General features: G+C 44.6%; 15 protein-coding genes and 2 riboswitches. Of the genes, 12 read left to right on the top strand and 3 right to left on the bottom strand.

Annotated features, from left to right (window positions below; translation table 11 throughout):
* Window positions 1-12: 12 nt before the first annotated feature.
* The gene (gene groL / locus CQS04_RS13315) at window positions 13-1,644 is read left to right on the top strand and encodes a chaperonin GroEL (RefSeq protein WP_100354605.1); all 1,632 of its coding nucleotides are present in this window, start codon (window positions 13-15) and stop codon (window positions 1,642-1,644) included.
* A gap of 58 nt (window positions 1,645-1,702) precedes the next feature.
* Here groL and CQS04_RS13310 read toward each other — a convergent pair whose 3' ends face one another.
* Window positions 1,703-2,434 (bottom strand): YqcI/YcgG family protein, encoded by a 732-nt coding sequence (locus CQS04_RS13310; protein WP_100354626.1) that lies wholly within the window; start codon window positions 2,432-2,434, stop codon window positions 1,703-1,705.
* A 139-nt stretch (window positions 2,435-2,573) separates the two neighbouring features.
* On the opposite strand from CQS04_RS13310, the gene CQS04_RS13305 reads away from it, so the two are divergent.
* From CQS04_RS13305 to CQS04_RS13295, 3 genes are all read left to right on the top strand, one after another.
* A complete protein-coding gene (locus CQS04_RS13305) occupies window positions 2,574-3,431 on the top strand; it encodes a dimethylarginine dimethylaminohydrolase family protein (protein WP_100354604.1) in 858 nt (285 codons plus the stop codon).
* Between the two features lie 78 nt (window positions 3,432-3,509).
* Entirely contained in the window at window positions 3,510-4,277 is a 768-nt protein-coding gene (locus tag CQS04_RS13300; RefSeq protein WP_100354603.1) for an exodeoxyribonuclease III, read from the top strand.
* A 39-nt stretch (window positions 4,278-4,316) separates the two neighbouring features.
* A complete protein-coding gene (locus CQS04_RS13295) occupies window positions 4,317-5,594 on the top strand; it encodes an aminotransferase class I/II-fold pyridoxal phosphate-dependent enzyme (protein ID WP_100354602.1) in 1,278 nt (425 codons plus the stop codon).
* A 26-nt stretch (window positions 5,595-5,620) separates the two neighbouring features.
* On the opposite strand, the gene CQS04_RS13290 is transcribed toward CQS04_RS13295, so the two are convergent.
* Both CQS04_RS13290 and CQS04_RS13285 read right to left on the bottom strand, forming a co-directional pair.
* Window positions 5,621-6,547 carry a dipeptidase gene (locus CQS04_RS13290; RefSeq protein ID WP_100354601.1) on the bottom strand — a complete coding sequence of 309 codons (927 nt, stop codon included), beginning with the start codon at window positions 6,545-6,547 and terminating at the stop codon, window positions 5,621-5,623.
* A gap of 36 nt (window positions 6,548-6,583) precedes the next feature.
* Window positions 6,584-6,760 (bottom strand): PAS domain-containing protein, encoded by a 177-nt coding sequence (locus CQS04_RS13285; protein ID WP_165775548.1) that lies wholly within the window; start codon window positions 6,758-6,760, stop codon window positions 6,584-6,586.
* A gap of 125 nt (window positions 6,761-6,885) precedes the next feature.
* Between CQS04_RS13285 and sda the strand changes: the two genes are divergently transcribed.
* The 8 genes from sda (at window position 6,886) to CQS04_RS13250 (ending at window position 17,307) form a co-directional block, all read left to right on the top strand.
* On the top strand, window positions 6,886-7,050 hold the full coding sequence (gene sda / locus CQS04_RS13680) for a sporulation histidine kinase inhibitor Sda (RefSeq protein ID WP_133118826.1): 165 nt from the start codon (window positions 6,886-6,888) through the stop codon (window positions 7,048-7,050).
* A gap of 94 nt (window positions 7,051-7,144) precedes the next feature.
* Window positions 7,145-8,623: a nicotinate phosphoribosyltransferase gene (locus tag CQS04_RS13280; RefSeq protein ID WP_100354599.1), complete on the top strand. Its 1,479-nt coding sequence runs from the start codon at window positions 7,145-7,147 to the stop codon at window positions 8,621-8,623.
* A complete protein-coding gene (gene nadE / locus CQS04_RS13275; RefSeq protein ID WP_100354598.1) occupies window positions 8,623-9,447 on the top strand; it encodes an ammonia-dependent NAD(+) synthetase in 825 nt (274 codons plus the stop codon). Before CQS04_RS13280 ends, nadE begins: the two co-directional genes overlap by 1 nt.
* A 120-nt stretch (window positions 9,448-9,567) precedes the next feature.
* A complete protein-coding gene (locus CQS04_RS13270; protein WP_100354597.1) occupies window positions 9,568-10,518 on the top strand; it encodes an AAA family ATPase in 951 nt (316 codons plus the stop codon).
* On the top strand, window positions 10,515-11,696 hold the full coding sequence (locus tag CQS04_RS13265; RefSeq protein ID WP_100354596.1) for a DUF58 domain-containing protein: 1,182 nt from the start codon (window positions 10,515-10,517) through the stop codon (window positions 11,694-11,696). Before CQS04_RS13270 ends, CQS04_RS13265 begins: the two co-directional genes overlap by 4 nt.
* The gene (locus CQS04_RS13260) at window positions 11,693-13,861 is read left to right on the top strand and encodes a DUF4129 domain-containing transglutaminase family protein (RefSeq protein WP_100354595.1); all 2,169 of its coding nucleotides are present in this window, start codon (window positions 11,693-11,695) and stop codon (window positions 13,859-13,861) included. The genes CQS04_RS13265 and CQS04_RS13260 overlap by 4 nt, the downstream gene beginning before the upstream one ends.
* Window positions 13,862-13,893: 32 nt before the next feature.
* A riboswitch (purine riboswitch) is annotated at window positions 13,894-13,995 on the top strand.
* Window positions 13,996-14,137: 142 nt separating this feature from the next.
* Entirely contained in the window at window positions 14,138-15,691 is a 1,554-nt protein-coding gene (gene guaA / locus CQS04_RS13255; protein WP_100354594.1) for a glutamine-hydrolyzing GMP synthase, read from the top strand.
* Between the two features lie 76 nt (window positions 15,692-15,767).
* Window positions 15,768-15,869, top strand: a riboswitch (purine riboswitch).
* A gap of 106 nt (window positions 15,870-15,975) precedes the next feature.
* Window positions 15,976-17,307 (top strand): NCS2 family permease, encoded by a 1,332-nt coding sequence (locus CQS04_RS13250; RefSeq protein ID WP_100354593.1) that lies wholly within the window; start codon window positions 15,976-15,978, stop codon window positions 17,305-17,307.
* Window positions 17,308-17,742: the final 435 nt, after the last annotated feature.

Raw genomic sequence — 17,742 nt, 5'->3', positions numbered from 1 at the left:
GGAACATCAATTATGGCAAAAGAAATTAAATTTAGCGAAGATGCACGCAGCGCAATGCTTCGTGGTGTAGATAAATTAGCAGATGCAGTAAAAGTAACGCTTGGACCTAAGGGGCGTAACGTAGTACTTGAAAAGAAATTTGGTTCACCACTGATCACAAACGATGGTGTGACGATTGCAAAAGACATCGAGCTTGAAGATGCATTTGAAAACATGGGAGCTAAGCTTGTAGCAGAAGTGGCTTCTAAAACAAATGACATCGCTGGTGACGGTACAACAACAGCAACGGTTCTAGCTCAAGCTATGATTCGTGAAGGTTTGAAAAACGTTACAGCTGGAGCTAACCCAGTAGGTATCCGTAAAGGAATCGACAAAGCGGTAGCAGCAGCTATTACAGAACTTAAAACGATTTCTAAAGAAATCGAAGGCAAAGACTCGATTGCACAAGTGGCATCTATCTCTTCTGGTGACAACGAAGTCGGCGAATTGATCGCAGAAGCTATGGAACGCGTGGGTAACGACGGTGTCATCACAATCGAAGAATCAAAAGGCTTCACGACAGAGCTAGACGTAGTAGAAGGTATGCAATTTGACCGCGGCTACGCATCTCCATACATGGTGACGGATTCTGACAAGATGGAAGCAGTTCTTGAAAATCCATACATCTTAGTAACTGACAAGAAGATTGCAAGCATCCAAGAAATCTTACCAGTTCTTGAACAAGTGGTACAACAATCAAAACCACTTCTATTGATCTCTGAAGACGTAGAAGGCGAAGCATTAGCAACTCTAGTAGTAAACAAATTACGCGGAACATTCAACGCAGTAGCAGTTAAAGCTCCTGGTTTTGGTGACCGTCGTAAAGCAATGCTTGAAGATATCGCAACATTAACAGGTGCTGAAGTGATCACAGAAGACCTAGGTCTTGATCTGAAATCAGCAAACATCACACAACTTGGTCGCGCAGCGAAAGTCGTTGTTACAAAAGAAAACACGACAATCGTTGAAGGGGCTGGAGACTCAGACCGCATCGCAGGTCGCGTAAACCAGATCCGTGCTCAATTAGAAGAAACCACTTCTGAGTTCGACAAAGAAAAACTACAAGAACGCTTAGCAAAACTTGCTGGCGGTGTTGCAGTAATCAAAGTCGGAGCAGCAACTGAAACAGAATTAAAAGAGCGCAAGCTTCGCATTGAAGATGCTCTAAACGCAACTCGTGCAGCTGTTGAAGAAGGTATCGTATCCGGTGGTGGTACAGCTCTAGTGAACGTCTACAACAAAGTAGCTGAGACTGTGGAAACAGTTGAAGGCGACGTAGCAACTGGAGTTCGCATCGTATTACGTGCTCTTGAAGAGCCAGTGCGTCAAATCGCAACGAATGCAGGCCTTGAAGGTTCTATCGTTGTGGACCGCTTGAAGCGCGAAGAAATCGGCATCGGTTTCAACGCAGCAACAGGCGAGTGGGTCAACATGATGGACGCAGGTATTGTCGATCCAACGAAAGTAACTCGTTCAGCACTACAAAACGCAGCTTCTGTAGCTTCTCTATTCTTAACAACAGAAGCGGTTGTTGCAGACATCCCAGAACCAGCTGGCGGTATGCCAGATATGGGCGGCATGGGTGGAATGGGCGGCATGATGTAATCAGTCGCTCAACAGAAAAAGAGGATTCACACGGAAATCGTGTGGATCCTCTTTTTTGTTAGAGCGCTTTATGTTGGAAAGGACACTTGCCTTTAATCGGTTCACTATCGTCTCCGATGAAGAACTGTTTCCATTCGTTGTGTGTTGGATCACCGAAGTGGCTGATGTCTGGATGCTTCGGGAGGTTGTCCCACGCCTCGACGCGCTCGCGCACTTTTTCACGAGACATGATGCCGCCTTTTTCAGTTCCTTCAAGTCCTTGGAAAATGAGACGCGGCTGGAATCCAATGACCATCGCATTGCCAAGGTCACGTGTCTTCCGCTGCTTGTAAGCGGGAGTATTCCCGAATGCAAAGACTGGCTGCCCTGCATAACGGAAATCCCATAAATAATGGTCTGGATCTTTTGGAGCTTCTTCTGGCCACTCGACATCATCAACCTGGTGAAGGTACTGCAGGATGTCCCAAAATTGTTGACGGTAAGCTTCTAACGACTGCTGTACCTCAAACGGCTCTACAAATAAAAAGAGTCCATGACGCTTGTGCTTTGGATTTTCGAATAAAGCCAAAAAGTCTTTTAAGGCACTAGCTGCGTTCGACCAGTCTTTCTGTTCAATGTACGCGTAACGTAGTTCGCCTCTCAAGTGGCCAGTGCGTCCAAAATAACACGGAAATGTTTTGTCGGTGACCGTGTTCTCAAATGTTTGAAATTCTTTTTTAAACCAAGCAGGCAAATCCGTTCGAGTCTCCACATCTTCCTTCGTCAGTAATGTTTGTTTAGCGACAATCATCTGAACAGTCCCTTCATCTTCTTTTGCATTCTGATTCCCTAATACTTCATGAAAAAACCAAAAAGCTTCCAAAAAAAGTTTAGGACTACTAAAAGAGGAAATAGTACTCATATAAAAGAAGCGAAAAGGTGGCGACAAGATGGGACTTGAACAGCATGAGATTCAATGGAATGGATGCACGACCGAATATGATACGCTCAGTCAAGTCATTGTATGTGAACCAACCTATATGAAAATCGAAGAAGTAATCAATACCGTTCAAAAACGCTATGCAGAAGACAATATAGACGTCACGAAAGCATTGAAACAACATAAAGCATTTACGGATACATTGAAACAAGAAGGCATCGAAGTGATTTCGCTACCGGCTAAATCAGAATTTCCGGAACAAGTCTTCACTCGAGATATCGGTTTCACGATTGGCACAAGAGTATTTATTTCAGAGATGGCCAGTCCAATTCGACAAGGTGAAGAGAAAGTCTTGCGAGAATGGGTCGGCACGAAAGGGATTCCATTTCAAAAGATGACAGCAGGATCTATTGAAGGGGGAGATGTGGTCGTCGATGGAAATCGGGTATTTGTCGGTGTCAGCCACCGAACGAATCACGATGCGATTAATTTCTTAGAGAAGCAGCTGCCTGGCTACGAAGTGATTCGAGTTCCATTTGATGCGTCTTGCCTCCATCTAGATTGCGTATTCACTATCGTTTCTCCGACACATGCGCTTATTTATCCGGACGCACTCTCTCAAGAAGCTCGCAACATATTAAAGAAACACTATACATTGATGGCTGTAGAGAAAGATGAGCAATTCGCTATGGGGACGAATGTTTTGGCGATTGGAAACAATAAAATCATCAGTCTTCCTCAAAACACACTAGTCAATGACAAGCTTCGTTCAAACGGGTTTGATGTGATTGAAATCGACTTTAGTGAAATCATCAAGTCTGGTGGATCGTTCCGGTGCTGTACGATGCCGCTTACTCGAAACGAATAAATTAGAAGGAACACGTGACTCGCCTAGCGAGTCCTTTTTTTATGGTAAACTGAATGCGGACTTAGAGGAGGGTACAGCATGAAATTCATCTCATGGAACGTCAACGGCATACGAGCTTGCGTCAAAAAAGGCTGGCTGGACTATTTTCACGCACAGGATGCAGACTTCTTTTGTATACAAGAAACGAAAATGCAACAAGGGCAGCTCGACTTAGAACTTCCGGGCTATTATCAATTCTGGAATGACGCGGAGAAGAAGGGGTATTCCGGAACGGCCATCTTTACGAAGCACAAGCCACTTTCAGTCCACTATGGACTGGGGGAAAATCTAGACGAAGCAGAAGGTCGCATCATCACGCTCGAGTATCCGAACTTTTATGTCGTCAACACCTACATACCAAATGCGAAGCGAGACCTGTCGCGACTTCCGTACCGACTAGAGTGGGAAGACCGAATGTATTCGTATCTGACACTGCTTAACTTAACGAAACCCGTCATCTATACGGGAGATTTGAACGTCGCGCATCAAGAAATCGATATTCGCAATGCGAAATCCAATATCGGGAACTCCGGCTTCACGTTTGAAGAACGAGAAAAGATGACGCGTTTGTTAGAGAACGGGTTTGTCGATACATTCCGCTACTTACATCCATCGGCTGAAGGCCACTATACATGGTGGAGCTACATGGCCAAAGTACGTGAGCGCAATATTGGGTGGCGTATCGATTACTTCATCGTATCGGAGAAATTAGCTCCCGCGATTCAAGAGGCTGGCATGCACCCGGAGACGATGGGGAGCGACCACTGTCCAATCTTTTTGGAATTAGACAAAGAATTTTTAGAGTAAATAGCGTACAATATAGAAAAACGCAGGAGGTCCGTTATTGTGAATCCATTAGCAGAGCAACTGAACCAAGACATACAACAAGAAAGCCCTTATGTATATGAGATGCTTTCTAAGCTCGGACAAAACTTATTTTATCCAAAAGGGATTTTAAGCCAGTCCGCAGAAGCATCTGAAAAAGCACATAAGTTCAATGCAACGATTGGTATCGCTACAGAAAATGGCCAACCGATGCATTTCAAACATATTCAAGACAAGATCGAATACGCTCCAAAAGACGTCTACCCGTACGCACCACCTCAAGGAAAACCGGCACTTCGTGATGCGTGGCTTGAGAAGTTGTATCAAGACAATCCGTCTATGGTTGGGAAGTCTATTGGTAAACCTGTTGTCACGAATGCTTTGACGCACGGATTAAGTATCGTAGCAGACTTGTTTATGGACGAGGGCGATGCACTGGTCGTACCTAATCATTACTGGGGGAACTACAACACGGTATTTGGTGTTCGACGTGGTGGAAAAATCGTCACATTCCCATTGTTTGCAGACAACACGCGCTTTGACACAGCAGGTCTTCGAAATTCCTTATCACAACAGACTGGGAAAGCTATCGTCTTGTTGAACTTCCCGAACAACCCAACCGGTTACACACCTCGTGAAGACGAAGCGAACGAAATCGTTGAGGTATTAAAAGAAGCAGCACAAGCAGGCTTAAATCTGATTGTCGTATTAGATGACGCATACTTTGGGCTGTTCTATGAAGATTCCATCACAGAATCTCTGTTTGGACGCCTAGCAGGAATCCATGATCGCATCCTTCCTGTAAAAGTGGACGGAGCGACGAAAGAGAATTATGTATGGGGACTTCGAGTTGGGTTTATCACATATGCAGCGGGAGCAAAGACTCTCCATGCATTAGAACAAAAAACAAAAGGCATCATCCGCGGGACCATCTCAAGCGGCGCGCACATTTCTCAGACGATGATTTTAGAATCTCTGACATCTCCTGAATTTGCAGTGGAGAAACAACAGAAGTTTGATATCATGAAAGGCCGCGCAGTGAAGACGAAAGAATTGCTGGCAAACGAGAAATACAACAAGCACTGGGAATACTACCCGTTCAACTCAGGGTACTTCATGTGCTTGAAGCTTCACACGTTGGATGCGGAGAAACTGCGTCTTCACCTATTAGATACGTATGGTGTTGGTGTGATTTCGAACAACCAGACAGATATTCGTGTAGCGTTTAGCTGCGTAGAAGAAGAGGATCTTGAAGAGTTGTTTGAACTAATCTATCAAGGTTGCGAAGATTTATCATAATTAAAAAAGAGACGACGGCGTGTTACTCACGACCGGTCGTCTCTTTTTTTGAATTTGCGGGTTATGTAGCTACGGAAGTTCTCGTGGGAAATCTTCTCAAGCTGAATAGATGTCAGTTCATCGGATAAGCGTGTCATCAAGTTCTGAAACTGTGCTGCATGTTCAAGTCCTGTTACTTTAAATTCAATTCCGTCAAAGTCTGAACCGAACGCCACAATGTCTTCGCCACCTAGAGCGAGTATGTGGTTCAGGTGACGAATCATGTCATCGACTGTTGCGTCTTCTCGACCTGTAAGAAATGGCGGATAGAATACAAGATGAAGTGGAATCTTTCTCTCAATCAGTGCGTTGATTTGTTTGTCCGTTAAGTTCCTTGGATGATCACACAAAGCTCGTGCACTAGCATGACTAACAATAGGGTATTTAGCGAGCTCAAGAACTTCCCAAAACCCGGCTTCTGCTAGATGCGCTACATCTGTCAAGATGCCACGATGATTCAAAACTTCGATGATGTCTCGTCCGAATTTAGTGAGCCCAGCACCACGAGGTTCTTCACAACCGTCGGCAGCTAAGTTTGCGGGATTCCACGTCAGTCCTACAGACAATACGCCCGCGTCCAGCAGTTGGTGCAACTTGTCGAGGTCATTGCCGATACAGTCGACTCCTTCAAGCGTTAAAAAAGCTCCGATGTGTTCCTCGTCCATCGCTTCAAGATCTTCCCACTTTCGAATCCAAACGACCTGAGGGTGAGAAAGTACATGCTTGTGAAAAAGCTCGATCTGCCCCAAAATTTTTTGATAGGCTTCGTTACTTGAAAGATGAGGTTCAATAAATAGCGCAAAAGCCTGTATTTGAACTCTACCTTTCAAAAGACGTTCGATGGATGTGTCGAGCATTGGGTTCGTTCGATGCTGCAATTTATAAAGGTGATCGCAGTGCAAATCGATAATCATAAGAAAGACTCTCCTTTCAGAGGTATGGGTTTCACTTTACTCTTCAAACTCCGAAACCTCAATGGCGGCTGTCACGACACCTGCCACTTCACCAGATGATGAGTGCAAGGGCTCAGCAAAAAACCAATACGTCATAAGACCGTTCGATAGTGGAAACTGAATTTGTCTGCGAATCGGTCTATTTTTCTCTAGAACTTCCTGTTTTAGTTGCATCAATTGTCCAATTCCATCGTTTTGATCCAACTCGTCTTCATTGTGGCAACCAGCCACATCTCTAGTTCAAATAGTACGATAAAATTAAAAATATGACTACTTGAATGTATAGGGGGAGGAACCGATTGAAACACTCGCTAGATTTGACTGCAAAAGAATTGCTGGCTGCATTTACTTCAGCCAAGAGGCAACAACTTGATTCATCCTTCATCAAACTTTTGCGCCAACAAATCTACGACAGAAAAATAAAGATATTCTTAAATCGAGACCCATCTTCTCATTCAGAGTAAAGATGGGCCTCTTTTTGTTTTATCGGATTTTTTGTCACATTTTCGGGTAAAGAGGTATACTAAGAACTAATTATGTAAGGAAGAAGGCGACGAGATGAATCATCCATTTGCAGATGACAGTTTAACATTACATACCGATCTCTACCAGATCAACATGGCTGAGGCGTATTGGGCGGACAACATGCACGAGCGGAAAGCCGTGTTTGAATTGTTCTTCCGAAAGCTTCCGTTTGGGAACGGGTATGCAATCTTTGCTGGTTTAGAACGGATTCTCGATTATATTCAAAACTTTAAATTTAGTGAATCCGATTTAGCGTATCTTGCGGAACAAGGATACCAAGACGATTTTCTGAGTTACTTAAAAGACTTACGCTTTACCGGTAACATCTATGCAATGAAAGAAGGAGAACTCGCTTTCCCGCAAGCACCATTGATTCGAGTGGAAGCGCCTCTTATTCAAGCGCAATTGATTGAGACGGCTCTACTAAATATCGTGAACTTTCAGACGTTGATTGCGACGAAATCTTCTCGCATCAAACAAGTCGTGAAAGATGAGATCGTCATGGAGTTTGGTTCACGAAGAGCTCATGAAATGGACGCAGCTATCTGGGGGGCTCGTGCAGCTTACATCGGCGGGGCAGAAGCAACCAGTAACGTTCGCACTGGAAAGCTTTTTGGAATTCCGATTTCAGGAACACATGCCCATTCCATGGTTCAAGCCTATAAATCCGAATACGAAGCATTTCATGCGTACGCAAAACGACACAAAAAATGTGTGTTTTTGGTCGATACGTACGACACTTTAAATATCGGGGTCCCAACTGCTATTCAAGTGGCGAAAGAACTCGGAGATAAGATTGACTTCGTGGGAATTCGATTGGATAGCGGAGATATCGCGTTCTTATCAAAAGAATCTCGTAGAATGCTTGATGAAGCAGGATTCCCAAATGCAAAAGTCGTCGTTTCAAATGATTTAGATGAGTACACGATCCTCAACTTGAAAGCACAAGGCGCAAAAGTCGATATGTGGGGAATCGGGACGAAACTAATCACTGCTTACGACCAACCAGCATTAGGAGCGGTCTATAAACTTGTATCTATTGAAAACGATAATGGAGTGATGGAAGACACCATTAAGATCTCTTCGACCACTGAAAAAGTTACGACACCAGGTGAGAAGCGAATTTACCGAATCATCGACCGTGAGAACGGAAAAGCAGAAGGGGATTACATCACGCTGAAAGATGAAGATCCAACTACTGAAGACCGACTCAAGATGTTCCATCCCGTTCACACGTTTGTATCTAAATTTGTCACGAACTTTGACGCGATTGATTTGCAGCATCATGTGGTTAAAGATGGTGAAGTGATTTATGACAATCCGTCTCTGCAGGAAATGCAGGCCTATGCGAAGCAGAACCTGACTTTGTTGTGGGACGAGTACAAACGCTCGTTGAATCCAGAAGAGTATCCGGTTGATCTGAGCCAGAAATGCTGGGATAACAAGATGCGTAACATTCAAGAAGTGAAAGAAATGGTAGATGCACATAAAGCGGCAGGAGGGAAAGTTTAATGACATTGCAACAAGAAATCATTAAAGAACTCGGTGTAAAACCAACGATTGATGTTCAGCAAGAGATTCGACTGACTATCGACTTCATGAAAGAGTATCTGCAAAAACATACTTTCCTCAAGTCCATGGTACTAGGTATTTCTGGAGGTCAAGATTCAACACTCCTTGGCAAGCTTGCGCAGATGGCCGTCACTGAATTGAATGAGGAGACAGAAGGCGGTTATGAATTTATCGCAGTCAGCCTTCCCTATGGCGTGCAGTTTGATGAGCACGATCGTCAAGATGCCTTAGACTTCATTGGAGCAAGCAAAGAAATTACAATCAATATTAAAGAAGCGGTCGATGCGAGTGATAAAGCACTACTTGAAGCAGGGATTGACCTCAGTGATTTTGCAAAAGGAAACGAGAAGGCTAGAGAACGGATGAAAGCCCAGTATTCAATTGCCGCAATGTATAATGGAGTCGTCCTTGGAACAGACCATGCAGCTGAAGCAGTAACCGGCTTTTACACGAAGTTCGGAGATGGTGGTGCGGACTTAGTTCCGTTGTTCCGCCTAAATAAACGACAAGGCCGTGCGATGTTAAAAGAGCTCGGAGCTCCAGAACATCTTTATATGAAGATTCCAACGGCTGATCTTGAAGAAGAACGTCCAGCCATTCCGGATGAAGTGGCTCTAGGTGTCACGTATGACCATATTGATGATTATCTTGAGGGCAAACAGATTGATTCTGAAGCACAACAAAAAATTGAAGGGTACTTTATGCGCTCGCGTCATAAACGTACTACACCTGTTACGGTGTTTGATACATGGTGGAAGCAATAACCCAAAAAGAGGCTGCATTTGCAGTCTCTTTATTTGTTTTCTGATAGGTCTTTCGGTATGCTTAGAAGGAACTGACATAATTTTCGAAAAACGACTGCACACATAGAGGAGACATGCACAATGGAAGCGAAAACGAAGATCGATCATGTGCTAGAGAATATTAGTAAAGTAATTATTGGTAAACGAGAAGTAGCTGAATTGTCTGTAGCGGCACTTCTAGCAGGAGGCCATATCCTCCTTGAGGATGTACCAGGTGTTGGGAAGACGATGTTAGTAAGAGCGCTTGCAAAATCAACTGGTGCCAACTTCCGCAGGATCCAGTTTACACCGGACCTTCTACCATCAGATGTTGTCGGTGTTTCCATTTACAATCCAAAAGAAATGGCATTTGAATTCCGTCCTGGCCCCATCATGGGGAATATTGTCCTCGCCGACGAGATTAACCGGACGTCCCCGAAAACGCAATCCGCCCTATTAGAAGGAATGGAAGAGTCCTCTGTGACAGTAGATGGAGAGACTTTATCGATTCCCAAACCTTTCTTTGTAATGGCGACTCAAAACCCAATTGAACATGAAGGGACCTACCCGCTACCAGAAGCCCAACTGGATCGTTTCATCATGAAGCTAAAGATGGGGTATCCAACGCCGTCTGAGGAAATTCAAGTATTGAATAGTTTGGAGCACTCGGTACCTATTGAAGAGTTAGATACGGTCATCACATTAGAGGAACTCATTACGATTCAAAAAGAAGTGCGAACTGTTCACGTTTCGGAAGTCTTAAAAAGCTATATCGTTGAACTTGCTACTCGTACGCGTCATGATCCTTATGTTTATCTAGGTGCAAGTCCACGGGCATCTATCGCATTGATGCGAGCGGCACAAGCCTATGCCCTTATGAAAGGACGAGATTATGCAACACCGGACGACGTTCAATACTTGGCGCCGTTCGTTTTCGCGCATCGGATTATTCTAAAGCCAGAAGCGCGGTATGAAGGGATGGCTACTCAGACTATTTTGAAAGATATCATTAAGCGGACACCGGTTCCAGTGGAACGGAATGTCGTGACATGAAGCACCACGCAGGTTTGATCGGACTTCTTGGACTGGCGCTCACCATTTTCGCGTACGCGATGTTTCAAGGTGGGTTTGTAAGTTGGTTTTTACTCTATGCGACACTTCCTTTTCTAATGTTCGCGTTTATCATCTATTTCTATCCCGTGCGTAAGATGACGGCTACACGAACTTTTACGGAAGGGGAATTGACAAGAGGCCAGAAGCTCGACGTGGAAATTCATATCAAACGCTCGGACTGGTGGCCGCTGTACTACATGAAAGTCACAGATCAACCACCTTTCCCTGAAGAAACTCCAAAAAGTCGTGTAGTCTTTATCGGGTTCCGCCGAGAAGTCGTGTTGAACTATTCCATCGATAAGCTGCCACGAGGTGCTTATGAATTCAATGCGCTCGAACTAGAGCTTGTGGATCTACTCGGCTGGTTGCGCAAACGATGGACCATCTCCACGCCACAACAAGTCGTCGTCTACCCTCGGATTACAGAGCTTTCATACACACCGATTGCCTCGAACTACGATCAGGGGGCAGCCCGTGCACGCTATCAAATGCATAAAGAAAATGCTGTTGCCACGGGTGTCCGGGAATACCAACCGGGAGACCGTGTGTCTTGGATCCACTGGAAATCGTTTGCGAAGAGTCAAACGCTTCGTACTAAAGATTTTGAAGACAGGCAAGCGCAAGATACACTTGTGTATTTAGATTTGACGGAGTCTCACAGTTTTGACGATGCAGTCGACTTCACCATTTCAGTCGTGCAAGCGATGGCTTCCTCGGATACAACAGGAGCCTTCATCCTTCCGGGAACACGTGGCATATACCTGCCAGCAATCACGCATCAAGGCCATGTGGAACGAGTGAAACGAGAGCTTGCTACAGTGGAGCCGCTTGAAGAGAAATGGATGAAGCGGTTAGTGGCAGAAGATAAACGGTTAGGGACGTTCAAAGGTATCATCTGTATTACGGCTGAACTTGATAAGGACCGGGTAGAAGCCATGACCCATATGACACCACAATTGCGAGAAGGTCTTTATTTCGTAGTGAAAACAGAAGCCTCTCCGAAGCTGACGACCGCTGAACTCGCTGTTGTCGATTATGCGCAGGCTAGAGGCTGGTCGGTCGTCGTGTTGCCACCTTCACAATTCACCGAAGCCTTTTTGGAGGTGTTGAAACGATGAGACAACGAACACTTCTCATAGAGGGCTTAACGTTCTTAGCGGCCTTATTGTTACTAATGGAATGGCTAGGACCTATTGCTGAATTGACGAATATTGGCTACATCCGTGTGTTTTACATTTTCGTTGCAATTAGTTTCTTATTGCTATTTATTAAAACACCTTGGTGGCTCAGTGGCCTCGTTAAGATCGGCTATATTTACTGGTTCATCGTCTCGATTTATACAGAGTATCCGATAGTGAGTTTGGACGGGGTGCGTTATTTCATTTCCGAATTGGTCTACAACGTGCGCCAGTTGATGACATTGGATTTGACTCAAATGACTGACCCGTTCCGGACAATCCTGTTCTTTATCTTGTTATGGATGACGGTTTATTTGATCGGGTATTGGATTCGGATGCGTGCCACACTCTTTGTATTCTTTGTGTTGACAGTAGTGATCATTGGAATCCTCGATACATTCACGGCATACGACGGGTCTACCGCAATTGTTCGTGTGTTTATCATAGGGTTAGGTGTCAGTGCATTGCTCTTTGTGTTCAAGCTCCATGACAATCAAAAGCAGTTCCGCTATAGAGGGCTGATTTTTACTGCGTTGCTTCTTCTGTTCTCTGTGAGCTTCGCCATCTTTCTGCCTAAAGCAGGCCCCATTTGGCCAGATCCCGTTCCTTATTTTTACTCTTCTAATCCCGAATCCGGAGTCGGGTCTGGAGGCAGTGGTGCCATTAACAAAGTGGGCTATGACGAAGACGATACGCAGCTTGGCGGATCCTTTGTTAGCGATGACACGGAAGTGTTTCAGGTACGGGCGACTTCTCGTAACTATTACCGAGTAGAAACGAAAGACACGTACACTTCAAAAGGGTGGATTCAATCCGAACCGCAGATCGTCTACGATTATTTCCAACAAGGGCAGGAATTTTCACTTGGTTTCCCTGAAAGTGCGGCTCCTGAAGCGGAGCAACTGGAATTCACGATGCAGTCCGAATTTCCGTTCTTATTCCACACTTACGGAACCGAGTCGGTGGAAAGTGCAGAGCCTTTCGGTTTACGTTTTAATGAAAGTACGAATCGCTTAGATGCTGTAGACGAAGATGGGACGCTCGAGCCTACAGAGTACACAGTGAATTTTGCTGAACCGAGCTACTTGCTTAGTGAATTGCGTTCTACTCAAATTGAGGATCTCGCAACATTAGAACCGGAATTGAATCGCTATCTGCAACTTCCCGACACGTTGCCACAGCGAGTTCGCGATTTAGCGGTTGATATTACTGCTGATCAAGAGAGTGTCTACGATCAAGCAAAAGCAATAGAACAATATTTCCGTACTAATGGATTTGTTTATAGCCAAAACAATGTAGCCGTCCCAGAAGGGGATACCGATTATGTTGATCAGTTCCTGTTTGATACGAAGATCGGTTATTGTGACAACTTTTCCACTTCGATGGTAGTACTTTTGCGTTCAGTTGGAATCCCGGCACGGTGGGTAAAAGGCTTTGCACCAGGGGAAGTCATCGAGACAGACAACGGAGAACAGGTCTTTCAAGTGACAAACAACAATGCCCACTCCTGGGTGGAAGCGTACCTACCAGGAATCGGTTGGATGAACTTCGAACCGACAATTGGCTTCACGAACACGCCAGACATTGAGTTTGACATTGAACTAGCTCCAGATGATGCACTTGCTGCAGAGCAACAAGAAATCGAAGAGCAGGAGCAGCAAGAACAAGAAGTACAGCAACAAGAAACCGACACAGCATCGAACTTCTCACTTAAACCGGTATGGGATTGGTTTGCACAGATGAAATGGTGGTTCGTTGCGGCTGGAATTGTTGTCGCACTGATCGCGGCATTGCTCTACAAATTCCGTCTCAAATGGTTGCCGAAGCTCTTGCTCAGAAAGTACCGCCAGAAAGAAATGACGACGGAGCGCTTTGAACAGATGTATCGACGCTTGCTACAGATGCTGGCGTTATACGGATTGCCGAAAGAACCAGGATACACACTCACGCGTTACGCGAACCAGATAGACAATTACTTTGGCGGCGACCATATGAGAAAGCTGACCAGTGAATATGAGCGTTCTCTTTATGGGAAAGGAAGCACCGAGAACCCAGAGCACTTGCGGGAAAGTTGGGAATATTTAATCAATCGGCTAAGCAGTTGATTTTGATTTACGAAGGCTGTACACTAGGTACAATTCAATAACTACACAGGCCTCGTATATGTCCATTAATCTGGTATGGATGTCTCTACCAAGTCACCGTAAATGACTTGACTATGAGGACGGATATCGCCATGCACTCTTGCACTGGCCTTATTCGTCCTTTTAGTTTTCATTTATAGGTGGATTTCGTAGACCACACCAGACGCATAGATTAGGACATCTATGCGTTTTTTTCATGACAAAGCCTGTGATACTAATCAATGAGGTGGACAACACATGACAGCTGCTCCTTTATTACAGGAACAAGAAAAAATCGTCGTACTCGATTTTGGTAGCCAGTACAATCAATTGATCACACGTCGTATTCGTGAATTCGGCGTTTACAGCGAATTACACCCGCATACAGTCACGGCGGAAGATATTAAAAAAATGAATGCAGTCGGCATCATTTTCTCTGGCGGCCCGAACTCGGTTTATGACGTCAATGCTTTCCACATCGATCCTGCGATCTACGAGCTAGATATTCCGATACTCGGAATCTGCTACGGTATGCAGCTGATGGCTCACTATTACGGTGGAAAAGTGGAACGTGCGCTTCAACGTGAATATGGTAAGGCAGACATCAATGTGCAGCACCCAACACGCCTGTTTGAAGATCTTCCTGACAACCAAGTCGTTTGGATGAGTCACGGAGATCACGTTACCGTAGCACCACCTGGCTTCCAAGTGACGGCGACAAGCCCATCTTGTGAAGTGGCAGCGATGGCTAATGTCGAAAAGAACTTGTACGCAGTTCAGTTCCACCCAGAAGTTCGTCACTCGATCTACGGTAATCAACTGATTGAGAACTTCGTATTTAAAGTGTGTGGAGCTAAAGGCGACTGGTCTATGGAAAACTTTATAGAGTTTGAAATTGAAAAGATTCGCCAACAAGTAGGGGACAAAAAGGTTCTTTGCGCACTTTCTGGTGGAGTGGATTCATCAGTAGTTGCCGTCTTGATTCACAAAGCAATCGGGGATCAATTGACATGTATGTTCGTCGACCACAACTTGCTTCGTAAAAATGAAGCGGATGAAGTAATGAAGATTTTTGCTGATGGGTTCAACATGAACGTCATTAAGATCGATGCACGCGAGCGCTTTATGTCGAAACTTGCGGGCGTGTCGGATCCTGAAAAGAAACGTAAGATTATCGGGAACGAATTCATCTACGTATTTGATGATGAAGCAGCGAAGCTTCCAGACATGGACTTCCTAGCGCAAGGAACGTTATATACAGATATTATTGAAAGTGGAACAGCTACAGCTCAGACAATCAAGTCTCACCATAATGTTGGGGGATTGCCTGAAGGGATGAAGTTCCAGTTGATCGAGCCATTAAATACTCTTTTCAAGGATGAAGTTCGTGCATTAGGTAGCGAGCTAGGACTTCCAGATTCTTTAGTTTGGCGTCAGCCATTCCCAGGTCCGGGTCTTGCGATTCGTGTACTAGGTGAAGTGACAGAAGAGAAGCTTGAAATCGTTCGTGAATCTGATGCGATTCTTCGCGAAGAGATTGCTAAGGCAGGCCTAGACCGTGATATCTGGCAATACTTCACTGTACTTCCTGACATCCGTAGCGTTGGAGTTATGGGAGATGCACGTACGTATGACTACACGATTGGTATCCGTGCTGTAACTTCTATTGACGGAATGACTTCTGATTGGGCACGTATCCCATGGGACGTACTAGAGCGTATTTCTGTGCGCCTCGTCAACGAAGTTAACCACATCAACCGCGTCGTGTATGATGTGACTTCTAAACCACCAGCAACGATTGAGTGGGAATAACGAACTTTATCGTTAGAAATCTCATTAATGTTCGGAATTTATATTGACGTTTTAAAGAGTCGATGTTATTCTAGGATTATAAATTGAATCATGTCGTCGTATATATTTGGGAATAAGGCCCGAACGTCTCTACCGGATCACCGTAAATGATCTGACTACGATGAGCAAAGCATGCCGACTCTAGCTGTCGGTCTGTTTTGCTTATGTAGGAGAGTATACGAATTTCGTATGCTCTCCTTTTTTGTAGGTTGGACCTGTGTTGCGCGACAAACCAGGAGGAAATCATGAAAAAGTATTTTCGTTTTGAAGAGTTAGGCACGAACTACCGAAGAGAAATCATCGGGGGACTTACTACGTTCTTGGCGATGGCGTATATTCTAGTCGTCAATCCACTGACACTTTCACTAGAAACTGTTCCAGGACTACCGGATTCCATGTATATGAACAAGGGGGCCGTGTTTACAGCTACAGCTTTAGCGGCAGCAATCGGTTCTCTGGTCATGGGTCTGCTTGCCAGATATCCCATTGCCTTAGCACCGGGTATGGGACTTAATGCATTTTTTGCTTACACAGTTATTCTAACAATGGAAATTCCGTGGCAAGTTGCTTTGACGGGAGTCTTATTCTCTGGAATTATCTTTATTCTTTTATCCTTATCAGGTATTCGAGAAACCATCATCAACTCCATCCCGAGCGAATTGAAATACGCAGTCGGAGCTGGAATTGGATTGTTCATCACGTTCATCGGGTTACAAAACTCGAAAATAATCGTAAATAATGACGCTGTATTGCTTGGTGTGGGAGATTTATCTGACCCTCATGTCTTACTCACTATCTTTGGCCTTGTTATTACCATCATTATGATGGTGAAAGGAATCAAGGGAGGTATTTTTTACGGATTAGCGATTACTGCAATCATCGGGATGGTGTTCTCATTAGTGCCAATGCCATCTGGTGTTGTGGGGAGTGTTCCGAGTTTAGAGCCTACATTTGGAGTGGCATTCGATGCGATCTTCAATGATCCAGGTTCACTGTTGACTGTTCAATTCTTGATCGTTGTCTTGACGTTCTTGTTCGTAGACTTCTTTGATACGGCAGGGACACTGATCTCAGTTGCCAACCAAGCTGGTTTAATGAAAGATGAAAAGCTTCCTCGTGCGAGCAAAGCGCTTTTAGCTGATGCCATCGCGACGACAGCGGGTGCAGTTGTCGGAACATCGACCACGACATCTTATGTAGAATCAACTGCAGGTGTAGCAGCGGGCGCTCGTTCTGGTCTTGCAGCAGTGGTCACAGGAGTCCTGTTCTTATTATCCTTATTCTTCTATCCGTTACTAAGTGTCATCACGGCGAATGTGACCGCTCCTGCATTAATTATCGTAGGTGTATTGATGGTGAGTTCGATTGGTCGTATCGATTGGACGAGATTTGAAGTTGCAGTTCCTGCGTTCTTTGTTATCTTGATGATGCCGTTAACGTATTCAATCGCTACAGGTATTGCGATCGGATTTATCTTCTACCCAATTACGATGATCGTAGCGGGACGAATGAAAGAGATTCATCCGATCATGTATGGTTTGTTCTTTATCTTCTTGGCGTATTTCATATTCTTATAGAAGAAACCCGAAACTCCTGCCTGAAAAGGTGGGAGTTTTTTTGTATAAAAAATTGATTGTATTACCCAAAAATACACTTGTATTTTTCAGAATACAATGTTATTATATTTCTACTGAATTTTAGTTGACGCAGCTAAAAAGCAGGTGGTAAGATACAAAGGTCGCCAAGAGAGCTTGAAAAACAAATTGTTGACAACATGTTCAATGATTTGGTAAGATGTAAAAGTTGTCTCAAGACGACATATGAACATTGAAAACTGAACATGCAAGACGTCAAGATAGAGCGTCACCACCCCGACCCCCGTTGGGTGTGCGTGACGCAAACAGAACCAAATCGCATCCTTTAACGGAATGTGACGGACGTTCAAAAATGGACATCATTATGATGCCAGCAACAAAATGAGCTTATTTTAAGCTCTCTTTTATGGAGAGTTT

Source organism: Chryseomicrobium excrementi, assembly GCF_002798305.1.
In the GTDB taxonomy this organism is placed as follows: domain Bacteria; phylum Bacillota; class Bacilli; order Bacillales_A; family Planococcaceae; genus Chryseomicrobium; species Chryseomicrobium excrementi.
The sequence above is the reverse complement of the archived record's forward strand: the minus strand, read 5'-3'. Positions and strand labels throughout refer to the sequence as shown.

Bases quoted from the DNA above. Each gene is read 5' to 3' on its own strand.
- guaA (WP_100354594.1), top strand. From the start codon at position 14,138: ATGACAGCTGCTCCTTTATTACAGGAACAAGAAAAAATCGTCGTACTC.
- nadE (WP_100354598.1), top strand. From the start codon at position 8,623: ATGACATTGCAACAAGAAATCATTAAAGAACTCGGTGTAAAACCAACG.
- CQS04_RS13300 (WP_100354603.1), top strand. From the start codon at position 3,510: ATGAAATTCATCTCATGGAACGTCAACGGCATACGAGCTTGCGTCAAA.
- CQS04_RS13250 (WP_100354593.1), top strand. From the start codon at position 15,976: ATGAAAAAGTATTTTCGTTTTGAAGAGTTAGGCACGAACTACCGAAGA.
- CQS04_RS13260 (WP_100354595.1), top strand. From the start codon at position 11,693: ATGAGACAACGAACACTTCTCATAGAGGGCTTAACGTTCTTAGCGGCC.
- CQS04_RS13270 (WP_100354597.1), top strand. From the start codon at position 9,568: ATGGAAGCGAAAACGAAGATCGATCATGTGCTAGAGAATATTAGTAAA.
- CQS04_RS13290 (WP_100354601.1), bottom strand. From the start codon at position 6,547: ATGATTATCGATTTGCACTGCGATCACCTTTATAAATTGCAGCATCGA.
- CQS04_RS13280 (WP_100354599.1), top strand. From the start codon at position 7,145: ATGAATCATCCATTTGCAGATGACAGTTTAACATTACATACCGATCTC.
- CQS04_RS13265 (WP_100354596.1), top strand. From the start codon at position 10,515: ATGAAGCACCACGCAGGTTTGATCGGACTTCTTGGACTGGCGCTCACC.
- CQS04_RS13305 (WP_100354604.1), top strand. From the start codon at position 2,574: ATGGGACTTGAACAGCATGAGATTCAATGGAATGGATGCACGACCGAA.
- CQS04_RS13310 (WP_100354626.1), bottom strand. From the start codon at position 2,434: ATGATTGTCGCTAAACAAACATTACTGACGAAGGAAGATGTGGAGACT.
- groL (WP_100354605.1), top strand. From the start codon at position 13: ATGGCAAAAGAAATTAAATTTAGCGAAGATGCACGCAGCGCAATGCTT.
- CQS04_RS13285 (WP_165775548.1), bottom strand. From the start codon at position 6,760: ATGCAACTAAAACAGGAAGTTCTAGAGAAAAATAGACCGATTCGCAGA.